An 18,434-nucleotide genomic window follows, 5' to 3' on the forward strand; every position below is an offset into this window, starting at 1 on the left:
GCGCGGGTATTCCTCCCGCGCCTGTGAATGCCGGTGTGCACGACGCGATGCGTGGGGCGGCGATCCTGATCGAGGGTCACCGCCCCACTGCTGTGTTCAGCCTCGTGCCGCCCGCACCAGTGCCTGGGTCTCGGTCAGCTTGACCCGAGGCCGGCCCGCCGCCGTGCCCGCTGCCCGTTCCGCCGCGTCGATGGCGGCCCATCCGTCGCGGCCGACGACCTCGGGCTGACGCCGCGCCACCAGGTCGGCCAGCGCTTCCCGGCCTGCGCGCGGAGCCTTCAGCTCGCCGGCGACGAAATCGGAGATCAGCTGGTCGACAGTCTCTTTGGAGTCGGTCTTATTGGTGCCGATGACCCCGCGCGGCCCGCGCTTGATCCATCCGGTCACGTAGACGCCGGGAGTGACACGGCCGCGCTCGTGCGGTACGACACCGCGGGCATGGTCGAACGGCAGCCCGTCGATCGGTTCACCGCGATAGCCGATCGAGCGCAGCACCAGCCCGGCCGCCAGCGACTCGGTGGAATCGGTCGGTTCGGCCCGCAACCGGTCCGCGTCGCCTACCAGGGCGTTGCGCACGATTTCCACGGTTTCGGCCCGGTCGTCGCCGATGATCGCGGTCGGAGAAGCCAAGTAGCGGAATACGATTCGCTTGTTCCCGGAGACCGGGAGCCGGTCGGCGTACTCGCGGGCGAGGTCGACCTTCAAAACCAGCGACGGCTCGGCCTCCGGATCATCGAGCTGAGCCTGTGTGACGGGATCGAGCACCAGGTCCTGCTCGTCGACGATGACGTCCACGCCCGGCAGGTGCCCCAGCGCCAGGAACTCCGGAGTGGTGTAGGCCGCCTGCGCCGGGCCGCGCCGGCCCAGCAGGACGACCTCGCGAACAGCGCTGTGTCGCAGGGCTTCCAGTGCGTGATCAGCGATATCCGTGGTCGCCAGCTGTTTGGGATCCATGGTGAGAATGCGCGCGATATCGAGGGCCACATTGCCGTTGCCGATGATGATCGCGCGTTCGCCGGACAGGTCGAATCGCCGGTCCGAGTACTCGGGATGCCCGTTGTACCAGGCGACGAATTCGGTGGCCGAATGGCTGCCCGGCAGATCCTCGCCAGGGATGTCGAGGCGGCGATCGGTGCTCGCGCCCACCGCGTAGATCACCGCGTGGTGGTACTCGAGCAGTTCCTCATGCGAGATGTGCTCGCCAACTTCCACATTCAGGTGCATGCGGACGGCATCGCGGCCGAAGCCGATCGTGAAGGCATCGGTCACTGTCTTGGTGCCCGCGTGGTCGGGAGCCACACCCGCGCGTACGAGACCCCACGGTGTGGGCAGCTTGTCGAATATCTCGACTTCGACATCGGCGCGGGCGCGCAACTCCAGTGCCGCATAGCAGGCCGCCGGTCCCGCGCCCACAATGGCGACGCGCAGTGTGCCCAATTCCTTGGATGGCCGCGTCTGTACGGGCAGCGGCGCGAGATCCGCCTCGAGCGGATGCCGCTCGAAGTAGGCGGCGTTGATGTCCCGGTACCGTGCCAGCGAGGCGGTGAGCTCGTCCTCCGGGAAGATCGCCTGTACCGGGCAGCTGTCGGCGCACGCACCGCAGTCGATGCAGGTATCGGGGTCGATGTAGAGCATTTCGGCCGTGGCGAACTCCGGCTGATCCGGTGTCGGGCGAATGCAATCCACCGGGCATTCGGCAATGCAGGTGGCGTCGTTGCAGCAGCGCTGCGTGATCACGTAGGCCATGGCGCTCCTCTGTAGGCGTCTAGTCGAGCGATTGACTGACCGCCCGTACGGTCATAATAATGAGCTACATCGGCGCAGTAGAAAAGAGGGACCGATGGTGAGCGACAACAACGGCGTGCTTGCGGGTCGTATCGCCCTGATCACCGGCGGCAGCCGGGGCCTGGGCAAAGAGATGGCGCAGGCGTTCGCCGCCGCGGGCGCCGACCTGGTGATCGCCAGCCGGCGCATCGACGGCTGCCGGGAACTGGCCGCGCGACTGAGCGAGAAGTATGGCTGCCGCGCCCTGCCGGTGGCCGCCAATGTCGGCGATTGGGCCGACTGCGACGCGCTGATCGAGGCCGCCTACGCCGAATTCGGCCGGGTCGACGTACTGGTCAACAACGCGGGCATCTCGCCGCTGTACCCGAGCCTGGCCGAGGTGGGGGAGTCGTTGTTCGACAAGGTGATCGGAGTGAACCTCAAAGGGCCGTTCCGGCTCACGGCGGAAATCGGCACCCGGATGGCCGCGGCGGGCGCCGGGTCGATCATCAACATCACCTCGGTGGCCGCCACCCGCTCCGATGTCATCGCGCTGCCGTATTCGGCGGCCAAAGCCGGGTTGAACAACCTCACCGAGGGATTCGCGCAGGCATTCGGCCCTACCGTGCGGGTCAACGCGATTCAGTGCGGCCCCATCGAAACCGATATCGCCGCCCACTGGCCGGAGGAGTTCCGCGCCCAGTTCGCCACCACGGTCGCGCTCGGGCGGCCGGGCCGCCCCGACGAGATCATCGGGGCGGCACTGTATTTCGCCTCCGATGCCTCCTCTTTCAATACCGGGTCGATTCTGCGCCTCGACGGCGGCATTCGCTGAGCCTCCCACTCACTCCCGGCCGTGACCGGACGCCGACGACCCGCCAACGCATCCAGGGCGCCGACCTCACCGACACGGCCGACAAGACGTCCCACGCGTCCCGATCATCCGGCTCCCCGTACGAGGGCGCCACCGCATCAAGGCTCAGGACTTCTTCTTCCGCAAGATCGGCGAAACGGCTGGCCGGGGAGAGGGATTCACCACCGAGCCCCGCCTCCTAGGGACGGCCGTTGCGGACGTGCGCGGGATGGCCGCAGCACTCAGTGGCTCCCTGGGTGCCGCCGAAGAGCAGCCTGAGGAGATCTACAAGGTCGGAACCGGTTCGGTCCGATTCCTGCGCGCCACCGGCGATTTGCTGGTGGGCTGGTATTGCCAACGCTGTCCTCGGTCCGCACCGTGCTCGCAGACCAGGACAACGACCCCATGACCCTTGGCATCACCGCATTCTGATCCCCGCAGGGAACTGAGCGAACTGTCGCACTCTAACGCCGTCGCGGGGATTCGGATTGCCTGGACACGGCGCGCTCCCCGGGTCGCTTGCGGACCGTACAAGCGGTCAGCAGAGCCGTTTTCTCCACCCGGACGGTCTCTTGCTCGCGAAATCCGTTCGAATACTAGCCAACCGTACGGTCAGTGTGGTCTACTGCTTGCCTCCGGCTCATCACTGAGTCGCAGCTCACAGCGATGCGTGGACCGTATAGCCGCTCCTGTCGCGGTTCGCTCGCGCGTCGCCTTCCCGATTCCAGGACCGAAATGATGACAATGCGCCGATCCTCCCTCGCCCTCATAGCGGCCGGAGTGCTGCTGATCGCTCTCGCGGGCGTGCTGCGCTTCGCCGTGGTGCCCGCCCTGACGAAGCTGCCGGGCGATACCGATACCATCGCGCACTACGAGGGCAGGGCTACGCTGCTGAATTCGAAAGCGCTGCAAAGCGGTGACACCGCGAATGCGTTGATGACCGATGTGCCGATCACCGTGGACCGGCACATCTACGTATCGTCCACCACCGGTGATGTCGCCGTGCTGCACGACGATGCCGTGATCAACGGGCCCAACGGGCTGAAAGTCGATCAGACCCATACTTACGCGCTCGACCGCGTGACGCTCGGGAGCGCGCCCGCGCCCGCGGGCACCGAGGTAGAATCGCACACCGGTCTGACCGTCTCCCTGGCGCTGGATCCGCCGGCCGATGATTCACAGCGGTACTGGGATTCGGGCACCCAGACGGCAGTTCCGTTGACCTACAAGGGCTCCGACACGGTTCTCGGGCGCGAGGTGTACCGCTACGAGGTGTCCGCGCAGGGGCCGCTGAAGAATCCCGCGACGCTGCGCACCCTGCCCACCGCGCTGCCGAAGGCCCTTGTCGAACAACTGCTTCCGCTGCTGCCCGCCACGCAGCAGGACGCCCTCCGCGGCGGACTGCCGACCCTGCCGGATGTAGTGCCGCTGACCTACACCTCGTCCAATGCGCTGAATGTGGCAGTCGACCGCAAACTCGGGACACCGATCACCGCCACGCAGCGACAGCAGGTGGTCGCCGGCGTGGAGGTGGGCGGTCAGCGGGTGGACTTGCTGCCCGTCTCGGCCTTCGATATCAAAACCACCGAAGCATCCGCCAAAGCGAGCGCGGAGCGCGCGAATTCCGCTGCCAACAAGCTGCGACTGGTCGCCGATATTGTCCCGCTCGGGTCGATTGCTCTCGGTCTCGTTCTGCTCGTGATCGGTATCGTTCGTCGCCGCCCGGCCGCGCGCGCCTGAGCCGGCGGTCCCGCAACGCGAATGGCCGTCCCCAGGGCTGGGGACGGCCATTCGGTGTCTTCGACGGAATGTCTCAGCCTTGACTGGCCGATGCCGCCTCGTGCATGCACTCGTGCACGATCTTCGGCACGCGGCCGGTCGGATCGGACAGCGCGGTCAGGGTGAATCGGTCGATCAACAGTCCGCCGAGGGTCAGATCGACGAAGGCCGCGCCGACCTCGTCAGGGGTGCGCCGGCCCTTGGGGTTGAACCAGGTCCACATCCATTGCAGGGAACCGAAGATCTGCAGGGTGGCGAGCCCTTCGTCCACGTCGCGGAACACGCCCGAGTCGATCCCGGAGCGGATCTCCTGCTGCATCATGCGTTGCACATCGGAGCGGTGCTCGCGGATCTTCAGCATCTCGGGATCGCCTGCGAGCTGGACGAATTCGCGCTGGCTGGCGATGGTCGCGTCGCGATACTCGACTTGGTAGAAGATGGCCGCGTAGATCATGGCCGCCAGGCGCTCGGCGGGCGACTGCAGGCGCTCGAAGATAACCTCCAGCTCGCGTTTGCGCTGGGACATGTAGTTGTCCTCGAGCTCGCGCAGCATCTGCGCCTTGGTGCCGAAGTGGTGCACGATGGTGCCCTTGGACATGCCGAGCTCATTGGCGATATCGCCGAGATTGGTCTGGTCGTAGCCTCGTTCGGCCACATGACGAATGAACGTCTCCAGTATCAGATCGCGGCGCCCGGGTCGGCCTGCCACTTCGGTACCTCCTTGAAAGACTTTACCGCACGGACGGTCACTTCGACCGTATCACCTGGGCGGTCAGTGCAGCAGCAGGAGGACCTGTAGTTCGCCGATCAGGAAACCGAGGACCGCGCCGACGGCCACGATCTTCCACTCGTCCTGTTTGAAGGCCGGGCGCAGAATGTTCTCGTACTCGTCGTTGGTCATGAGCCGCATCTTCTCGATGACCATGGCGTGTACGTCGAGGGCCCGCATGGTGTACTCCTCGATCTGCCGGGTGCTGTCGGGCAGCCGAGCGCGCATGGTGTCGACCACCTCGTGCTTCATGGCTTCGAGGCTCGGGCCGATGGCGAATTCGACGAGGGGCTTCGCGCGGCCGAGTTGCTGATCGAGTACCCGCTGCACCTCGTATTCGACGAGGGAGAACAACCGATCGGACTGCGGGCCGGTCAGCATGGCGTGAATGATATTGGCCGGGGTCAGGATCTCGTTGGCGATGAGCCCGCCGTAATCCACGGCAACCTGGTCGCGGCGCTTGTGAAAGAGTCCCTGCCAACGGAATACGCTGAGGTAGCGCTTCGGCTCGATGGGCCGGAAGACCATCTGCAGCGCCAGCCAGTCGGTGGAATAGCCGACGAACGCGCCGAACAACGGCATGATCAGCGCGGAATGGGTGAACGCCCAGATGACCGCCTGCACGATGCCCAGCACGAAACCGAATACCAGGCCCGAGCGCACGATGAACCGCATCTCGGGCGCCGCGATCTCGCGAATCATCCGGACGGTCAGCGCCTTGTCGCGCATGAGCGCGTCGATGGCCATCGAGCGCATGTCGAAGACCAGATCCACATTGACCTTCAGGTCGTCCATCATCTGCGCGATCAGTCGCGGCGAATCACTTTGGATGCGGCGGATCAGTATGCGCCGCAACTGATCCGGCAGCAGCTCCCAGATTCCGGGCTGGTGGCGCATCATCAGCTCGTGCACAACATCGGCGACGGTGTCGAGCATCGGCTCCTGAATGTGCTTGGCCAGTTCCTCCGGATCGATGCGGTCGATGATCTCCTGCGGATCGATCAACCGTGCCAGCATGAGATCCACCGCCACGGTCGCCATCCGCGCCGAATACCTCGGAACCAGGCCCTGCCATCCGAGATACGGCGGGATGCCCTTGAATTCCAATGGGCGGAAGAGCATCTCGACCGCGACCAGCTTGGTGAACCAGCCGATCGCGGCCGCGACGAACGGCATCAGCGCGTACAGATGCCAGTTCTCCTGTAGGTCGGTGGCCACCGTCGACCAGTCCATGAATTCCCCCTCGGTGAGCGGGCCGCTACGCGGCGCGACGTGTGCGGTGCAGAAAGCGTGCGATCTCGGCGATGGCGTCCGCTGCCTCGGGCACGAGTCCCGCCAGCATCTGGAAGACGTGCACCTGACCCGGCCAAACCTGCAATTCGCACTGCACGCCAACGCTTTTCAGCGCGGATGCGAAACTCCGCGCGTCATCGAGCAGACATTCTCGCGTGCCGACCTGGATGAAGGTCGGCGGCCAGCGGCGATCCACCCCGTCGATCGGCGTGGTGCGCTGATCGCGAATGCCCGCACCGCCGAAATGGGCGCGAAGGGCCGGCGCCCAGAACGGCACGGCGAGAACCGGATCGCGGCGCCGCCGGTCCCGGGCCATGGCACTGGCCGCGGTCGGATCGATGACGGGGGAGAGCAGCACCACCGCGGCGGGCCGCGGCAGTCCTTCCCGAATGACATCGTTGATCAGCCCGGCCGCCAGATGTCCGCCCGCGGAATCACCCGCGACGACCAGTCGCGCCGGGTCCACGCCCGCGGCGAGCAGTCCCCGATAGGTCGCGAGTGCGTCGTCAGCGCCGGCAGGATGCGGATATTCGGGAGACAATCGATAGTCCGGCAGGCAGATTCGGGCATCGCAGGCCGCGGAAAGTCGCACCGCCAGGGCGGTGTGCGACCGCGACGACCCCACCAGGAATCCGCCGCCGTGCAGGTACAGCACGGTCGTCTCGCCCAGTACGGCACTGTCGGCCTGCACCCAGGTGCAGGGCACACCGTTGAGGGTGGCGGTCGATACCCGGTGCGCTATCCGGCGCGCCGAGCCCGAGGCGCGATCGGCCACGAAGCGAATGGCCCACAGGGTGTTGCCCCCGGGCTCTCCAAAACGAAACAGCGGCCGGACGGCCACTCCGAGAAGTATTCGCGCTGCGACACTTTGCCTGCTCGGCCGACCTGTCGGCGCCTGCGACCTCTCGGCAGCGGATCCTGCCAGTCCTGCGAGCGATCGCGCTGTCGAGTCCGCGCTCCCCATGGGTTGTGCTCCATTCGGCGTCATTGCCCGTGGATGCCTCCGAGGCATCGATATATCGGATGGTAGGCACAACCGTACGGACAGTCAAAAGGTAAGTCTGATCGACACTGAAGCCCTGCGGTGGCGAAGCCCATCCAGGAGGCTGGTCGTTGGCTCGGTGTTTGCCCAGTCAGACCCGAGGGCGTTGACGAGAGGTGTGACCCCGTGCACAATAGCTGCCCATATGCAATTGACCGTACGTACGGCTAAAGCTCGATTCAGAGGGGATGGAATGCGGGAGTCCGGTACACACGCGGGGGAGGAGGGACCGCCGATCGCAGCCGATCGCCTGGGGTTGCACGCGCTGCGCGACAACTTCTCCACCACGACGATGGCGAGCGTCGAAACCTTCGGTCGTGCCATGCGTTCGGGTGTGGAGGCGACGGGCGTGGTGATGACCGATCTGGTGCGGGGGCGGTTCCAGTGGCGGGAGACCCTGGCACAGGCGTGGTTTGTCATCACCGTGACGGCGATTCCTGGTGTGCTCATGGCTATTCCGTTCGGTGTCATCGTGTCCGCCCAGGTGGGGAATATGGTGAATCAGCTCGGCGCGGATTCGCTGATCGGCGCGGCCGGCGGACTCGGCGTGATCAAGCAGGGCGCGCCGCTCGCCACCGGACTGCTCCTCGGCGGGGCGGCGGCCTCGGCTATCGCTGCTGATCTGGGGGCGCGCACCGTGCGGGAAGAGGTCGACGCCATGCGCGTCATGGGCATCGATCCGGTGCAGCGGCTCGTCGCGCCCCGCCTGGTCGCCATGCTGCTGGTCGCACCGCTGCTCAACATCCTCATCATCGTGATGGGCGTGCTGGCCGGATATGTCGTGGCCATCGCCGCTCTCGGTGTCACGCCCGGAAGCTACTGGGAGTCGTTCGGTTCCTTCACCTCCGGTGCCGATGTGTGGGTATCGCTCGGCAAGTCAGTGGTCTTCGGCTTCCTGGTGGTGGTCATCGCCTGCCATCGGGGCCTGGAAGCCAAGGGTGGCCCGCGCGGTGTCGCGGACGGCGTGAACGCGGCGGTGATCCTGTCGGTGGTGTCGATCGCGGTGGTGAACGTCGCCATCACGCAGATCGCCGCCATGTTCCTGCCGGTGGAGCTGGCATGATCGCGACTCCGTATACGCCCAAAGGGTTTCGGTGGCTTCGCAGGCTGCGCACCCGGGTGCGGCCGTGGGGGCCGCTCGACACCCTCGGCTTCGTGCTCGGCTTCTGCTGGCAGGTGCTGTCGTCGATCCCCTTCGCGCTCCAGCACTATCGCAGCCAGACGATGATGCTGATCACCGATATGACCTGGGGGCGGGGCTCGATCGTCGTCGGCGGCGGCACCGCCGCTGTCATGGGCATCATGGGCGCCGCGGTCGGCGCTTCCACCGGCATCGAGGCCTACAGCGCACTGAATCTGGTGTCGCTGGGCCAGGTCACGGGTGTCATCTCCGCCTTCGCCAATACGCGGGAGCTCGCGCCGATCGCGGCCGGGGTCGGATTCGCCGCCCAGGCCGGTTGCCGGATGACCGCCGAAATCGGGTCAATGCGCATCTCCGAGGAGATCGACGCCATCGAATCGCTCGGTGTGCGGTCGGTGGCCTTCGTGGTGGCCACCCGAGTGATCGCGGGCCTGGTCGCAATCGTGCCGACCTTCCTGATCGCACTGATACTCAGCTACTTCGCGTGCGCGGTCATCGTGGTGCGGCTGCATGATCAGCCCGCGGGCGTGTACGACCACTACTTCACCATGTTCGTGGTCAGCTGGGACGTGGTGGCCGCCGTCGTGAAGGTCGCGGTCTTCGCGGTCGCGGTCATCGTGATCCATTGCTATCAGGGCTTTTTCGCCACCGGAGGGCCGGAAGGCGTGGGTATCGCCTCGGGCCGGGCCATCCGAGCGAGCCTGGTGGCGATCATCGCGCTCAATATGGTCATGACGCTGGCGCTGTGGGGATTCACCTCACCTGTCCGGTTCGCGGGGTAAGGGCATGCCCGCATTCGGACTTCCCGGCGTCGCGACCGACGCCCGCCTGTCGCGCCGCATCGGCATCGTCGTGGTGGCCGTGGCGGTTCTCATGCTCATCGGATGGCGCATGCTGCCGTCACGAAACGACGGCACCTTGTCGGTGGCGGTGCTCACCGACAAGGTCGGAACCGGTCTGAAGACAGGCAACAACGTGCGTCTCGACGGTGTGGCCGTGGGGCGTGTCTCGGCCATCGAATCGGCAGGTCAGCGTCAGCGCATCACACTGACCCTGCATCGCGATCAACTGTTCGGGCTCACCGACGCGTTCGGCGTGGATTACGTGCCCGGCAACCTGTTCGGCGTCGCCGAGATCGCGCTGGAACGCGGCCCGGGCGGGGCGGCCCTCGCCGACGGCGCGGTAGTCGACCTGACCGGGGCCCGTGCCGGCCAGGTGCGCGACGCGACCATTTCGACGCTGCTGCGCTCGGTCGGCACCTTCAGTAATGAGGTGCTCAGCCCGGAGCTGATCTCGATCCTCGATCGGATCTCCAGCGGCACAAGTGCTTTTACACCACTCATCGAAGCGGTCGTCGCCTCCGTGCGCGCGATCGCGGAGACCCAGCGGCTGCCCAGCTCCTTCCTACTGGGGCAGTACGGTGCGACGCTCGCGGGTCTGCCATCCACCACGCATGGACTCCTCGGCCTGCTGAGCACCGCCTACGACGCCGAATATCTGCGCTCACCGGAGAATCTTGCGAGATTCGACGCCAGCACTCAGATGATCGTGACCGAGTTCATTCCCGCCCTGGCGACTGTGTTGTCGACGGCCGAAACGCATTTCGCCGACACCGTGAGCACGCTCGTGCCGGTGCTGGCCATGCTGACACGCACGGTCCCCGACCCCGCCCGCTCCGGTGTCGAGCTGGGTGAACTACTGCGACGACTCGGTGCGGCCTTGCCCGACACCGCAGACGGTCCGGTACTGAACCTCGCCGTGGACCTGCGCGGCGTGCCCGGCCTGGCCGTCCCGCTGCTGGGAGGTGTGCGATGACGGCGCGCGCACTGTTGCTGCGACTGGGTGCATTCGCGGCGGTCATGATCGTCCTGCTGATCGTGGTCCTCCAGGTGATCGAACGTCCTGTGGAGGGCGAGACCGACAGCTATACGGCCGAATTCACCGATGCCAACGGACTCAAGGCCGGAGACGACGTGCGAGTCTACGGCGTGCGTGTCGGCAAGGTCGGCAACATCCGCCTGACCGGAAGCCTGGCCTCCGTGCAGTTCTCGGTCGGGCGCGAGCACAAGGTGTTCGACAACAGCACCCTCGCCATCCGATACCAGAACCTGAGCGGTGAGCGGTATCTCGACATTCAGCAGCCCGACCAGGCGGGCAATCGGCGTGCGCCCGGACGGGTCATCGGCGTCGACCACACCGTTCCGGCGTTCGACATCACCACGGTGTTCAACGGCCTGGAACCCGTGCTGGCGCAACTGACACCGGCGGACCTCAACCAGTTCGCCACCAGCATGCTGGCCGTCATCGAGGGGTCCGGCACCGGCATGGGCCCGGCACTCGACGCGATCGAGAAACTGAGCGGCTACGTCACCGACCGGCAGACCGTCATCACGACGCTGGTCCGCAATCTGGGCCTCATCTCCGAGCACCTGGGCGGCAAATCTGGTAACGCGGTGCAACTGCTGACCCAGCTGACCGCCATCTTCGTCAACCTCACCCAGAAGGTCGGCGGGCTCATCGAGTTCTCCCAGAAGATCCCGCCGGTGCTCATACCTGCCGAAAATCTGCTCGCCACAGTGGGATTCACGCCCGGAACCAACCCGGATCTGGAGAACCTGCTCCGGGTCGCCTTCCCGGACCCGAACGAGACGGTCGCGACCCTGAGCCGGCTGCCGGTGGTGCTGCAACAACTGAGCGCGGCGATTCCGTCACCGGTGCCCGGGCTGCAACCGGCCTGCTCGAACGGCAATGCGCAAGCGCCGCAACCACTTCAGCTGCTCATCGCGGGACAGAGGATCGCACTGTGCAAGAACTGATGTCACCCGTCCACGACGCGGCGCGGACCGCCGGGAGGTTCCCGTCGGCCCTCCGGCGACTCGGCTCGCGGCATCGGGCACCGCTCACCGATGCCGCCCGCGCCCGTGCCGACCGGCGCTGGGGATTGGCCGGTCTGGTGGGCGTCGTCGTGCTGGCAGCCGGATTCGGCCTCGTCCACGTCTCCGACTTCGACGTCCATACGCACACGGCCTATCTGACCGACGCGGGATCGGTGCGGATCGGCGATCCGGTCCGCGTCGCGGGTGTCACCGTCGGCGAGGTGAAATCCCTGGCAGCCCACGGGGACCGGGTCGAGATGCGGTTCACCGTCGCCGAGGACGTAATCCTGGGGGCGCAGACCACTCTCGCGGTGCGCATGCTCACCATCGTCGGCGGCCACTACCTCGCCGTCATTCCGGTCGGCTCGGAACCCCTCGGCGGCAAACCGATTCCAGCCGACCGGGTGCTGCTGCCCTACAGCCTGCCCAAGGTGTTCCAGGAGGCGATCCGGCCCGTCGGTCAGATCGACGGCGCCGTGCTGCGGCAGAACGTGGCCGCGCTCGAATCCGCGGTCAGCAAGAACCCGCAGGCCATCGGCACCACGCTGACCGCGGTCGGCACCATCGTCGACATCATGAACCGGCAGAACGCCGACATCTCCCGGTCGCTGAAGCTGGCCGACGAATACGTCAACGCCCTCGACGGCGGAAAACAGGTGCTCATCACCCTTGTCCAGAACTTCCGCATCCTCGAAACCCTGGTGGAGAACCACACACTCGAGGTGAACCAGGCCATGACCGTGCTGGCGCGCACGCTCGACCGGTCGGCACCGCTGGCACAGGCCTGGGACAGCACCCTGGCACCGATGGCGGGACCGCTGGCCGATTCGCTTCCCAAGCTCGACGAGATCGGAACCAAACTGCAGGCACTCCTGGATTCGCTGCGCGGGATCGGCGCACAACTGCAGCCGCTGGTCTCGGCGCAGGGACTGTCGCTCGATCAGTCCGCCACCACCCTCACCGGCACGGACATCTGCGTCCCCGTCCCCGGGCGGGTGTGCTGATGCTGAAACGAACCTTCGCCTCACGCGGATTTCTCTCCGTCGCAACGATTCTCGTCCTGGCAGCCGTGGCGGTGGTCGGCTACCGCATCGCCAAACCGACACCGGAGATGCGGAGCTACTGCGCACTCATGCCCGACGGCATCGGGCTCTTCGAAGGCAGCGATGTCACCGTCCTCGGCCTGCGTGTGGGTCGCGTGACTCGCGTCGAACCCAGCGGCGATGGTGCGCGGGTCGACTTCGAAATCCCCGCCGCGGAAAGCCTTTCGGTGGAGGTGGGCGCCACGACCCTGTCCGACACCCTGGTCGCCGATCGCACACTGGCTCTCATCGGCACCGCCGCCGACGGCGCACCGGCCTGGGACCACGAACGCTGCATCACCCGCACACTGACCCCCAAGAGCCTCACCGCCACCTTCAATGCCCTCGCGGGACTGGCGGACGAACTCAACGGCGGCGAGCAACCGGAGCGGCCCGACCTGATCAAGGACGGCATCGCGGCGCTCGACACTGCCACCGCCGGACACGGACAGCAGATCAACGACATCGTCCGAAAACTCGGCGCGGCACTGAATTCACCCGATGCCGCCATCGGTCACCTGGGCGGGCTCATCGACGCACTCGCCGACCTGGCGCACAGCGCCGCCAATGGCTGGGGCGACGTGAAGGACATGCTGACCCGGCTCACCGCCGCCCTGCAGGCCGCGAACGACCAGGTCGTGCCACCCATCGTGGACGTGGTCGAAGGACTGCGCGATGTGCTGCCCGCCGCCAACGAGGCCATCGTCACGCTCGGCGGGCCGGTATTGCGCCGCCTTGACGCTGCCGCCGACAATCTGCCCCTGCTGCTCGCCGGCATCGGTACCCTGCGCGAGCTCATCGCCCAGATTCCGCCACTGACACAGGCTTTCTCGACAGCTGTCGACCCTGCCACCGGGCGGACCGCGATCACCTACGCGCCGCCGGCCGTGGCATTGCCGGACGCGGCTGCTGCCGAGGTGTGCGCCGCCATCAACGCCCTCGCCGCCGGTCGCTGCACCGATGCCAGCGGGCTCGCGCAGGTGCAGGTGACCCAGCTGGTCCTCGGATCGGCAGGTGCGCGATGAGAATCCGGAAGACCTCGATCGCGATCCTGGCCGGCGTGCTCACCACCACGGCATGCGGGTTCGATCCAGCGCAGGTGAACGTGCCCGGCACCCGCGTCGGCGGACCGACCTACACCCTGCGCATCGAATTCCCGAACGCGCTGAACCTGCCGCTCGGCGCGAAGGTGATCGCCAACGGCGTGCTCGCGGGGAATTTGGACTATCTCGAGCTCGTCGAACCCGGAAGCACCTCGACGGGAAAGGGTTTCGTTGTGGCGACGGTGGATATCAGCGAATCTGTGCGCCTGCCCGCGAACGTCACCGCCGAACTGCGCCAGGCCACCCCGCTCGGCGATGTGCACATCGCGCTCACTTCCCCCGCGGACGCGACGGGACCGAACCTCACCGATGGGGCGACGATCCCCCTGCGCCAGACCGTCACTCCACTGCAGGTGGAGGACACTCTGGCCGGACTGGCCACGGCGATGGGCAGTGGTGCGATCCTCGACCTGCACAAGATCGTCCGGCAATTGAACACCGCGCTGCCCGAACATCCCGAGCAGACCGCGCGCATGTTCGCCGTCCTCGGAGCCGACTTCACTGATGTGGCCGCCCACCTCGATGACGTCGACGCCTTCCTCACCGGGCTGGAAGCCAACGCCCGCCAGGTCCTCGACGACGAGCCGATGGTGTCCAAGCTGCTCGCCGACTACGGCGTGGAACACGTGACGGCCGTGGTGAATTCGGTGGTCGGCGTACTGCTGGTCATGTCGGCCCTCGCCCCGGTGGCCACCAATGCGGCATGGCTGGCACCAGTTGTCGCGGGGCTCGACGACACCGCGAAAGCCGTGGTGCCGTTGCTGTTCACCAACCGGCCCCTGGACCTGAACGCGCCATCGAACCTCAACGCGCTGGTGGCCTTGTTGCGTGACAAGGTCATTCCCTTCGCCGAGCACGGTCCGAAGGTCAACATCGTCGGCGCGACCCTCGGCGACACGGACGCACCCGCTGCCTCCGAGGACGACCAGGTACAGCGCATCCTCGAGACCCTGCGCATGATCGGAGCCGTTCGATGAGCCCGATGCGATGGCGGCCGCGTGCCGTGAAACCCGCGTCCCTGCTGTCGCTGGCAGCCATCGCCGGCGTCCTCGTCCTGGGCATCGGCTACCTGAGTTTCGGTGTCCTGCACCTGGATCCGTTCCACGACCGGCACACGGTACGGATTCTGCTGGCCAACTCCGGCGGTGTCGGCACGGGCTCGCCGGTGCTGTTGAGCGGTGTCCCCGCCGGTAAGGTCGCCGGCGTCTCCACCGTCGCGTCCGGCGTGGAGCTGCGGTTGGATCTGCATGCGCGCTACCGGATTCCGGCTGCCAGCGAGCTGCGCATCGAAGCGCTGTCCGCGCTCGGCGAACCCTACGTCGAATTCGATCCGCCGAACCAGAACGGCCCCTATCTGGCCGACGGACAGCTCATCGACGCCCGCACCACCGCCCTGCCCATGTCCATTCCACAGGTGGCGGTGCGCGCCGTCCAGCTCATGCGGCAGTTCGACCCAGAGGCCATCTCCTCCCTGGTCGGCACCATCGACACCGCCATCACCGGCACCCGTGGCCACATGCCCGCCATCGAACACGCCTCCACCCTGCTGGCCGCCACCATCCTCAGCCGCACCGACCTCATCCGCCAACTGCTCACCGACATGCAGACCCTCGGCGGCGACATGAACTGGACCGGACCCGCACTCGATACCTCCGGCCCGCAGTGGGCCGGCTTCGGAGCCTCCCTGGACCGGCTCATCGTCGCCGCCTCCGGCCTGTACTCGATCGGCGACTCACCCGCCGACTACAACACCGGCGAGGGCATCGTCCCTTTCCTGCAACGACTCGACGCGTTGCTCTGGAAGATCGGCCCCCAGCTGACCGATCTCGCACCCGCGCTACGCCCCCTGATGGATACCGCCGCCGAGTCCGGAAGCCAGATCGATCTGGGCGCACTCATCTCGCAGGCCCTTGCCACCGTCGGTTCCGACGGTGCGATCCATCTTCGAATCAACCTCAAATAGACAGCAGGAGAACGACAATGAGCACTCTCACCGACGAAAAGGCCGACAGCGCGGCTCCCGAGGATTCGGCGACCTCCACCGAACCCCGGCGACTGGCGATCCGGCTCTCCACCGCCGTCACCGCTCTCACAGCCACCCTCGTGATCGTCGTCATCGCGACCCTGACCGCCCTGCTGGTCTCCGCCCGCGGCGACCTCTCCACCCGCGAGGCCGCTGCCGCGGACGAACAGCATGCCCGCCAGGTCGCCCTGGACTACGCCGTCGGCGCGTCCACGATCGACTACCGCGACACCAAGGCGTGGTACGGAAAACTCAAGGCCGACACCACAACCCAGCTGGCCGCCAAATTCGACGCCACCTCCGCGCAACTCGATCAGATCCTGCTTCCGCTGCAATGGACCTCGAAGGCCACCCCGATCGCCGCCGTCGTCACGCCCGAATCCGGTGGCATCTACAAGGTCAGCGCCTTCCTCAATGTCACCACCACGAGCGCACAGACCCCGCAGGGCGGCCAATCCACCGTCACCTACGCACTGACCATCGACAAGAACGCGGGCTGGAAGATCACCGACGTCGGCGGCATGGACAACGCGCTGCCCGCGAAATGAGGCTTCGATCGCATCTGAGGCTCGACCGGAAATCGTTCGCACGGATGGGAATTCGCACGCGGTTGCTGGCGATCGTGCTCGTCTCCAGCATTACACTGCTCACCATCGGCGTGGGGGCCGCCACCTACCTGGTCAAGACCGGCCGGGAGGCCGAGAACTGGGCCGAATTGGCCAGTCGCATCACGGATCCGGCTCGGGCGATGATCGAAGCGTTCCAGGACGAACGGCTCCAGTCGCTGCGGTACCTGGTCGACGAGCCGAATGCCGCGGCCGACCTTTACGCAGTCCGTGGGCGCACCGATGTCGCCATCGCGCAGGTGCAGGATCTACTCGAGGTGGGCCGGGACATCGATCCGGATGGTTCGGCCGATGAGATATCCGGCTATCGCGAACTGTACGAACGATTTCCGGCGTTGCGGGGTTCGATCGATGCTCGCCGAGTCACACCGGAACAGGTCTTCGACCTGTTCGGCAAGGTGATCGGCAGCGCGTTCACCGCGGCGATGCTGGCGGCGCGAGTCGCGCCGGACTCGGCGATCGCCGTCGAGCTTTCCTATGCCGTCGCACCGCTGCGTACCGCCGAGTCGCTCTCCTGTGCCGTGGCATTGGGGGCGGTCGTCCTGGGCCCGGGACGACCGGAAGCGCTGCAGCTCAACGCCTTCGGAGACTACGTCGGCGAGTATCACCGCGAAGCGGCCTACGCGGCGTCGGTGCTTCACGGCGAGCGGTTGATTCAACTGCAAAGCATCACAGCGGGTTCCGACTGGCAGCTCCTGGCCCGCCGAGAGCAGCACGCGCGAGCTTGGGAAACGATCACCGCCACCGAGGCGGCGGAGTGGCGGAATGCCGCGACCCGGGTACGTTCAGCCCTGCTGAAACTCTGGCAGGACCAGAGCCGCGACGCGCACGCGCTGGCCCGTGCGCACGGCGAGCGCGTCGCCACCACCTCGCTGTACGCGGGCGCCGCGGTGCTGCTGGTATCGGTGCTGGCCTTCACCATCGCGTTGGTCATGGCCAACCGAGTCGTCGCGCGGATGCAGCGCTTGCGCAACCACACCCTCGAACTGGCCGACCAGCGGCTGCCCGATCTCATGCGCCGTCTGAACGCCGGCGAACAGGTCGACCCCGGTGCGGAAGTCGAAGGTCCGGAATTCGGAAGCGACGAAATCGGCCATGTGGCAGCGGCTTTCCACCGCGCCCAACTCGCCGCCGTCTCCGCGGCGGTCGCCGAATACAAGACCAGTGCGGGCGTGAACGCGGTCTTTCTCGATATCGCGCACCGCAGCCAGCTCGTGGTGCACCGTCAGCTGGCTCTGCTCGACGAAGCCGAACGCACCGAAGAGAATCCGGCACACCTCGACCTGCTGTTCCGGCTCGACCACCTGGCTACCCGCGCTCGGCGCAATGCGGAGAACCTCCTCATCCTCGGCGGCGCGCAACCGGGCCGGCGCTGGCGAACCCCGGTGCCGCTGGTGGACGTCGTGCGAGGTGCGGTCGCTGAGAGCCTGGACTACACCAGAATTCGGACCGGCCGCCTGCCCCAGGCCCACATCGCCGGACAGGCCGTCACCGATCTCATTCACGCCCTGGCCGAGCTGATGGACAATGCCACCGCGTTCTCGCCGCCGCACGCTCCGGTCGCGGTCTCGGGAGCCAGAGTCGGCCGGGGCGTAGCGGTCGACATCGAGGACCAAGGCCTCGGAATGCCGGCCACCGAGCTGGCCGAACGCAACGAGTTTCTGGCGCATCCACCCGATTTCAGTGTGGCGGCTCTGACCGATGACATTCGGCTGGGACTGTTCGTTGTCGCGAAACTTGCTGCCAAGCACGGTATTTCGGTCCGTCTGGGCGAGTCGGTCTACGGCGGCGTCCGAGCCGTCGTGCTGATTCCGTCCAGTGTGATCACCGATCTCGATGAACGGGACCAGCTTTCGATCTCTCCGCAGCCCGACGCCGACCCGCTACGCACGCCCGACCATCGCCCACGGCTGCCGCAACGCACCCACCGCGCGGACGTTCCCGAACCGGTGGCCCCGCCGCCGGAACCCGTGCGGCAACGGACCGCGGACGAAGCCCATGCCCGCATCTCGGCCGTGATGGACGCCGGCCGCAGTGCCCGTCGCCGACATCCAGACGCCGCACCTCCCCACGAAAGGTGACG

General features: G+C 66.7%; 16 protein-coding genes and 1 pseudogene. 13 read left to right on the top strand and 4 right to left on the bottom strand.

Going from position 1 to position 18,434, the window contains the following annotated elements:
• Positions 1 to 96 precede the first annotated feature (96 nt).
• Positions 97 to 1,746 carry an FAD-dependent oxidoreductase gene (locus tag ON39_RS15170; RefSeq protein WP_040734685.1) on the bottom strand — a complete coding sequence of 550 codons (1,650 nt, stop codon included), beginning with the start codon at positions 1,744 to 1,746 and terminating at the stop codon, positions 97 to 99.
• 115 nt (positions 1,747 to 1,861) lie between these two features.
• Between ON39_RS15170 and ON39_RS15175 the strand changes: the two genes are divergently transcribed.
• The 3 genes and pseudogenes from ON39_RS15175 to ON39_RS15180 all read left to right on the top strand — a co-directional run bounded on the left by ON39_RS15175 (position 1,862) and on the right by ON39_RS15180 (position 4,357).
• The gene (locus tag ON39_RS15175; protein ID WP_040734730.1) at positions 1,862 to 2,599 is read left to right on the top strand and encodes an SDR family NAD(P)-dependent oxidoreductase; all 738 of its coding nucleotides are present in this window, start codon (positions 1,862 to 1,864) and stop codon (positions 2,597 to 2,599) included.
• 124 nt (positions 2,600 to 2,723) lie between these two features.
• Positions 2,724 to 2,966 (top strand): annotated as a pseudogene (locus ON39_RS51430) (acyl-CoA dehydrogenase C-terminal domain-containing protein); the annotation flags it as partial.
• Between the two features lie 395 nt (positions 2,967 to 3,361).
• Entirely contained in the window at positions 3,362 to 4,357 is a 996-nt protein-coding gene (locus tag ON39_RS15180; protein WP_157195470.1) for a porin PorA family protein, read from the top strand.
• A gap of 73 nt (positions 4,358 to 4,430) precedes the next feature.
• Here the strand turns inward: ON39_RS15180 and ON39_RS15185 are convergent, their stop codons facing one another.
• The 3 genes from ON39_RS15185 to ON39_RS15195 all read right to left on the bottom strand — a co-directional run bounded on the left by ON39_RS15185 (position 4,431) and on the right by ON39_RS15195 (position 7,233).
• The gene (locus ON39_RS15185; RefSeq protein WP_040734686.1) at positions 4,431 to 5,105 is read right to left on the bottom strand and encodes a TetR/AcrR family transcriptional regulator; all 675 of its coding nucleotides are present in this window, start codon (positions 5,103 to 5,105) and stop codon (positions 4,431 to 4,433) included.
• Positions 5,106 to 5,168: 63 nt separating this feature from the next.
• Positions 5,169 to 6,398 carry a DUF445 domain-containing protein gene (locus ON39_RS15190; protein ID WP_040734687.1) on the bottom strand — a complete coding sequence of 410 codons (1,230 nt, stop codon included), beginning with the start codon at positions 6,396 to 6,398 and terminating at the stop codon, positions 5,169 to 5,171.
• Positions 6,399 to 6,423: 25 nt separating this feature from the next.
• Complete coding sequence (locus tag ON39_RS15195; protein ID WP_157195471.1) at positions 6,424 to 7,233, bottom strand: alpha/beta hydrolase; 810 nt, start codon at positions 7,231 to 7,233, stop codon at positions 6,424 to 6,426.
• A gap of 559 nt (positions 7,234 to 7,792) precedes the next feature.
• Here ON39_RS15195 and ON39_RS15200 point away from each other — a divergent pair.
• From ON39_RS15200 to ON39_RS15245, 10 genes are read left to right on the top strand one after another with little or no spacing between them, the layout of a single operon-like run.
• A complete protein-coding gene (locus tag ON39_RS15200; RefSeq protein ID WP_246003127.1) occupies positions 7,793 to 8,563 on the top strand; it encodes an MlaE family ABC transporter permease in 771 nt (256 codons plus the stop codon).
• Positions 8,560 to 9,423 carry an ABC transporter permease gene (locus ON39_RS15205; RefSeq protein ID WP_040734688.1) on the top strand — a complete coding sequence of 288 codons (864 nt, stop codon included), beginning with the start codon at positions 8,560 to 8,562 and terminating at the stop codon, positions 9,421 to 9,423. Before ON39_RS15200 ends, ON39_RS15205 begins: the two co-directional genes overlap by 4 nt.
• A gap of 4 nt (positions 9,424 to 9,427) precedes the next feature.
• The gene (locus ON39_RS15210) at positions 9,428 to 10,456 is read left to right on the top strand and encodes an MlaD family protein (RefSeq protein WP_040734689.1); all 1,029 of its coding nucleotides are present in this window, start codon (positions 9,428 to 9,430) and stop codon (positions 10,454 to 10,456) included.
• Complete coding sequence (locus ON39_RS15215; RefSeq protein WP_040734690.1) at positions 10,453 to 11,457, top strand: MlaD family protein; 1,005 nt, start codon at positions 10,453 to 10,455, stop codon at positions 11,455 to 11,457. Before ON39_RS15210 ends, ON39_RS15215 begins: the two co-directional genes overlap by 4 nt.
• The gene (locus tag ON39_RS15220; RefSeq protein WP_146251311.1) at positions 11,445 to 12,521 is read left to right on the top strand and encodes an MlaD family protein; all 1,077 of its coding nucleotides are present in this window, start codon (positions 11,445 to 11,447) and stop codon (positions 12,519 to 12,521) included. Before ON39_RS15215 ends, ON39_RS15220 begins: the two co-directional genes overlap by 13 nt.
• Positions 12,521 to 13,624: an MlaD family protein gene (locus tag ON39_RS15225; protein WP_040734735.1), complete on the top strand. Its 1,104-nt coding sequence runs from the start codon at positions 12,521 to 12,523 to the stop codon at positions 13,622 to 13,624. Before ON39_RS15220 ends, ON39_RS15225 begins: the two co-directional genes overlap by 1 nt.
• The gene (locus ON39_RS15230; RefSeq protein WP_083894457.1) at positions 13,621 to 14,679 is read left to right on the top strand and encodes an MlaD family protein; all 1,059 of its coding nucleotides are present in this window, start codon (positions 13,621 to 13,623) and stop codon (positions 14,677 to 14,679) included. The genes ON39_RS15225 and ON39_RS15230 overlap by 4 nt, the downstream gene beginning before the upstream one ends.
• Positions 14,676 to 15,665, top strand: a complete 990-nt coding sequence (locus ON39_RS15235) for an MlaD family protein (RefSeq protein WP_083894458.1) — start codon at positions 14,676 to 14,678, stop codon at positions 15,663 to 15,665. Before ON39_RS15230 ends, ON39_RS15235 begins: the two co-directional genes overlap by 4 nt.
• Before the next feature lie 17 nt (positions 15,666 to 15,682).
• Positions 15,683 to 16,273, top strand: coding sequence for a hypothetical protein (locus ON39_RS15240; protein ID WP_040734692.1), 591 nt, complete (start codon positions 15,683 to 15,685; stop codon positions 16,271 to 16,273).
• A gap of 44 nt (positions 16,274 to 16,317) precedes the next feature.
• Positions 16,318 to 18,432: a sensor histidine kinase gene (locus ON39_RS15245; protein WP_051186647.1), complete on the top strand. Its 2,115-nt coding sequence runs from the start codon at positions 16,318 to 16,320 to the stop codon at positions 18,430 to 18,432.
• Positions 18,433 to 18,434: the final 2 nt, after the last annotated feature.

It is taken from the genome of Nocardia tenerifensis NBRC 101015 (assembly GCF_000308715.1).
Taxonomy (GTDB): Bacteria; Actinomycetota; Actinomycetes; order Mycobacteriales; family Mycobacteriaceae; genus Nocardia; species Nocardia tenerifensis.

What these genes read in the sequence shown, in the direction of transcription:
- ON39_RS15170 (WP_040734685.1), bottom strand. Translation starts at nt 1,746, where the DNA reads ATGGCCTACGTGATCACGCAGCGCTGCTGCAACGACGCCACCTGCATT.
- ON39_RS15180 (WP_157195470.1), top strand. Translation starts at nt 3,362, where the DNA reads ATGCGCCGATCCTCCCTCGCCCTCATAGCGGCCGGAGTGCTGCTGATC.
- ON39_RS15190 (WP_040734687.1), bottom strand. Translation starts at nt 6,398, where the DNA reads ATGGACTGGTCGACGGTGGCCACCGACCTACAGGAGAACTGGCATCTG.
- ON39_RS15200 (WP_246003127.1), top strand. Translation starts at nt 7,793, where the DNA reads ATGGCGAGCGTCGAAACCTTCGGTCGTGCCATGCGTTCGGGTGTGGAG.
- ON39_RS15205 (WP_040734688.1), top strand. Translation starts at nt 8,560, where the DNA reads ATGATCGCGACTCCGTATACGCCCAAAGGGTTTCGGTGGCTTCGCAGG.
- ON39_RS15210 (WP_040734689.1), top strand. Translation starts at nt 9,428, where the DNA reads ATGCCCGCATTCGGACTTCCCGGCGTCGCGACCGACGCCCGCCTGTCG.
- ON39_RS15215 (WP_040734690.1), top strand. Translation starts at nt 10,453, where the DNA reads ATGACGGCGCGCGCACTGTTGCTGCGACTGGGTGCATTCGCGGCGGTC.
- ON39_RS15225 (WP_040734735.1), top strand. Translation starts at nt 12,521, where the DNA reads ATGCTGAAACGAACCTTCGCCTCACGCGGATTTCTCTCCGTCGCAACG.
- ON39_RS15230 (WP_083894457.1), top strand. Translation starts at nt 13,621, where the DNA reads ATGAGAATCCGGAAGACCTCGATCGCGATCCTGGCCGGCGTGCTCACC.
- ON39_RS15235 (WP_083894458.1), top strand. Translation starts at nt 14,676, where the DNA reads ATGAGCCCGATGCGATGGCGGCCGCGTGCCGTGAAACCCGCGTCCCTG.
- ON39_RS15240 (WP_040734692.1), top strand. Translation starts at nt 15,683, where the DNA reads ATGAGCACTCTCACCGACGAAAAGGCCGACAGCGCGGCTCCCGAGGAT.
- ON39_RS15245 (WP_051186647.1), top strand. Translation starts at nt 16,318, where the DNA reads ATGGGAATTCGCACGCGGTTGCTGGCGATCGTGCTCGTCTCCAGCATT.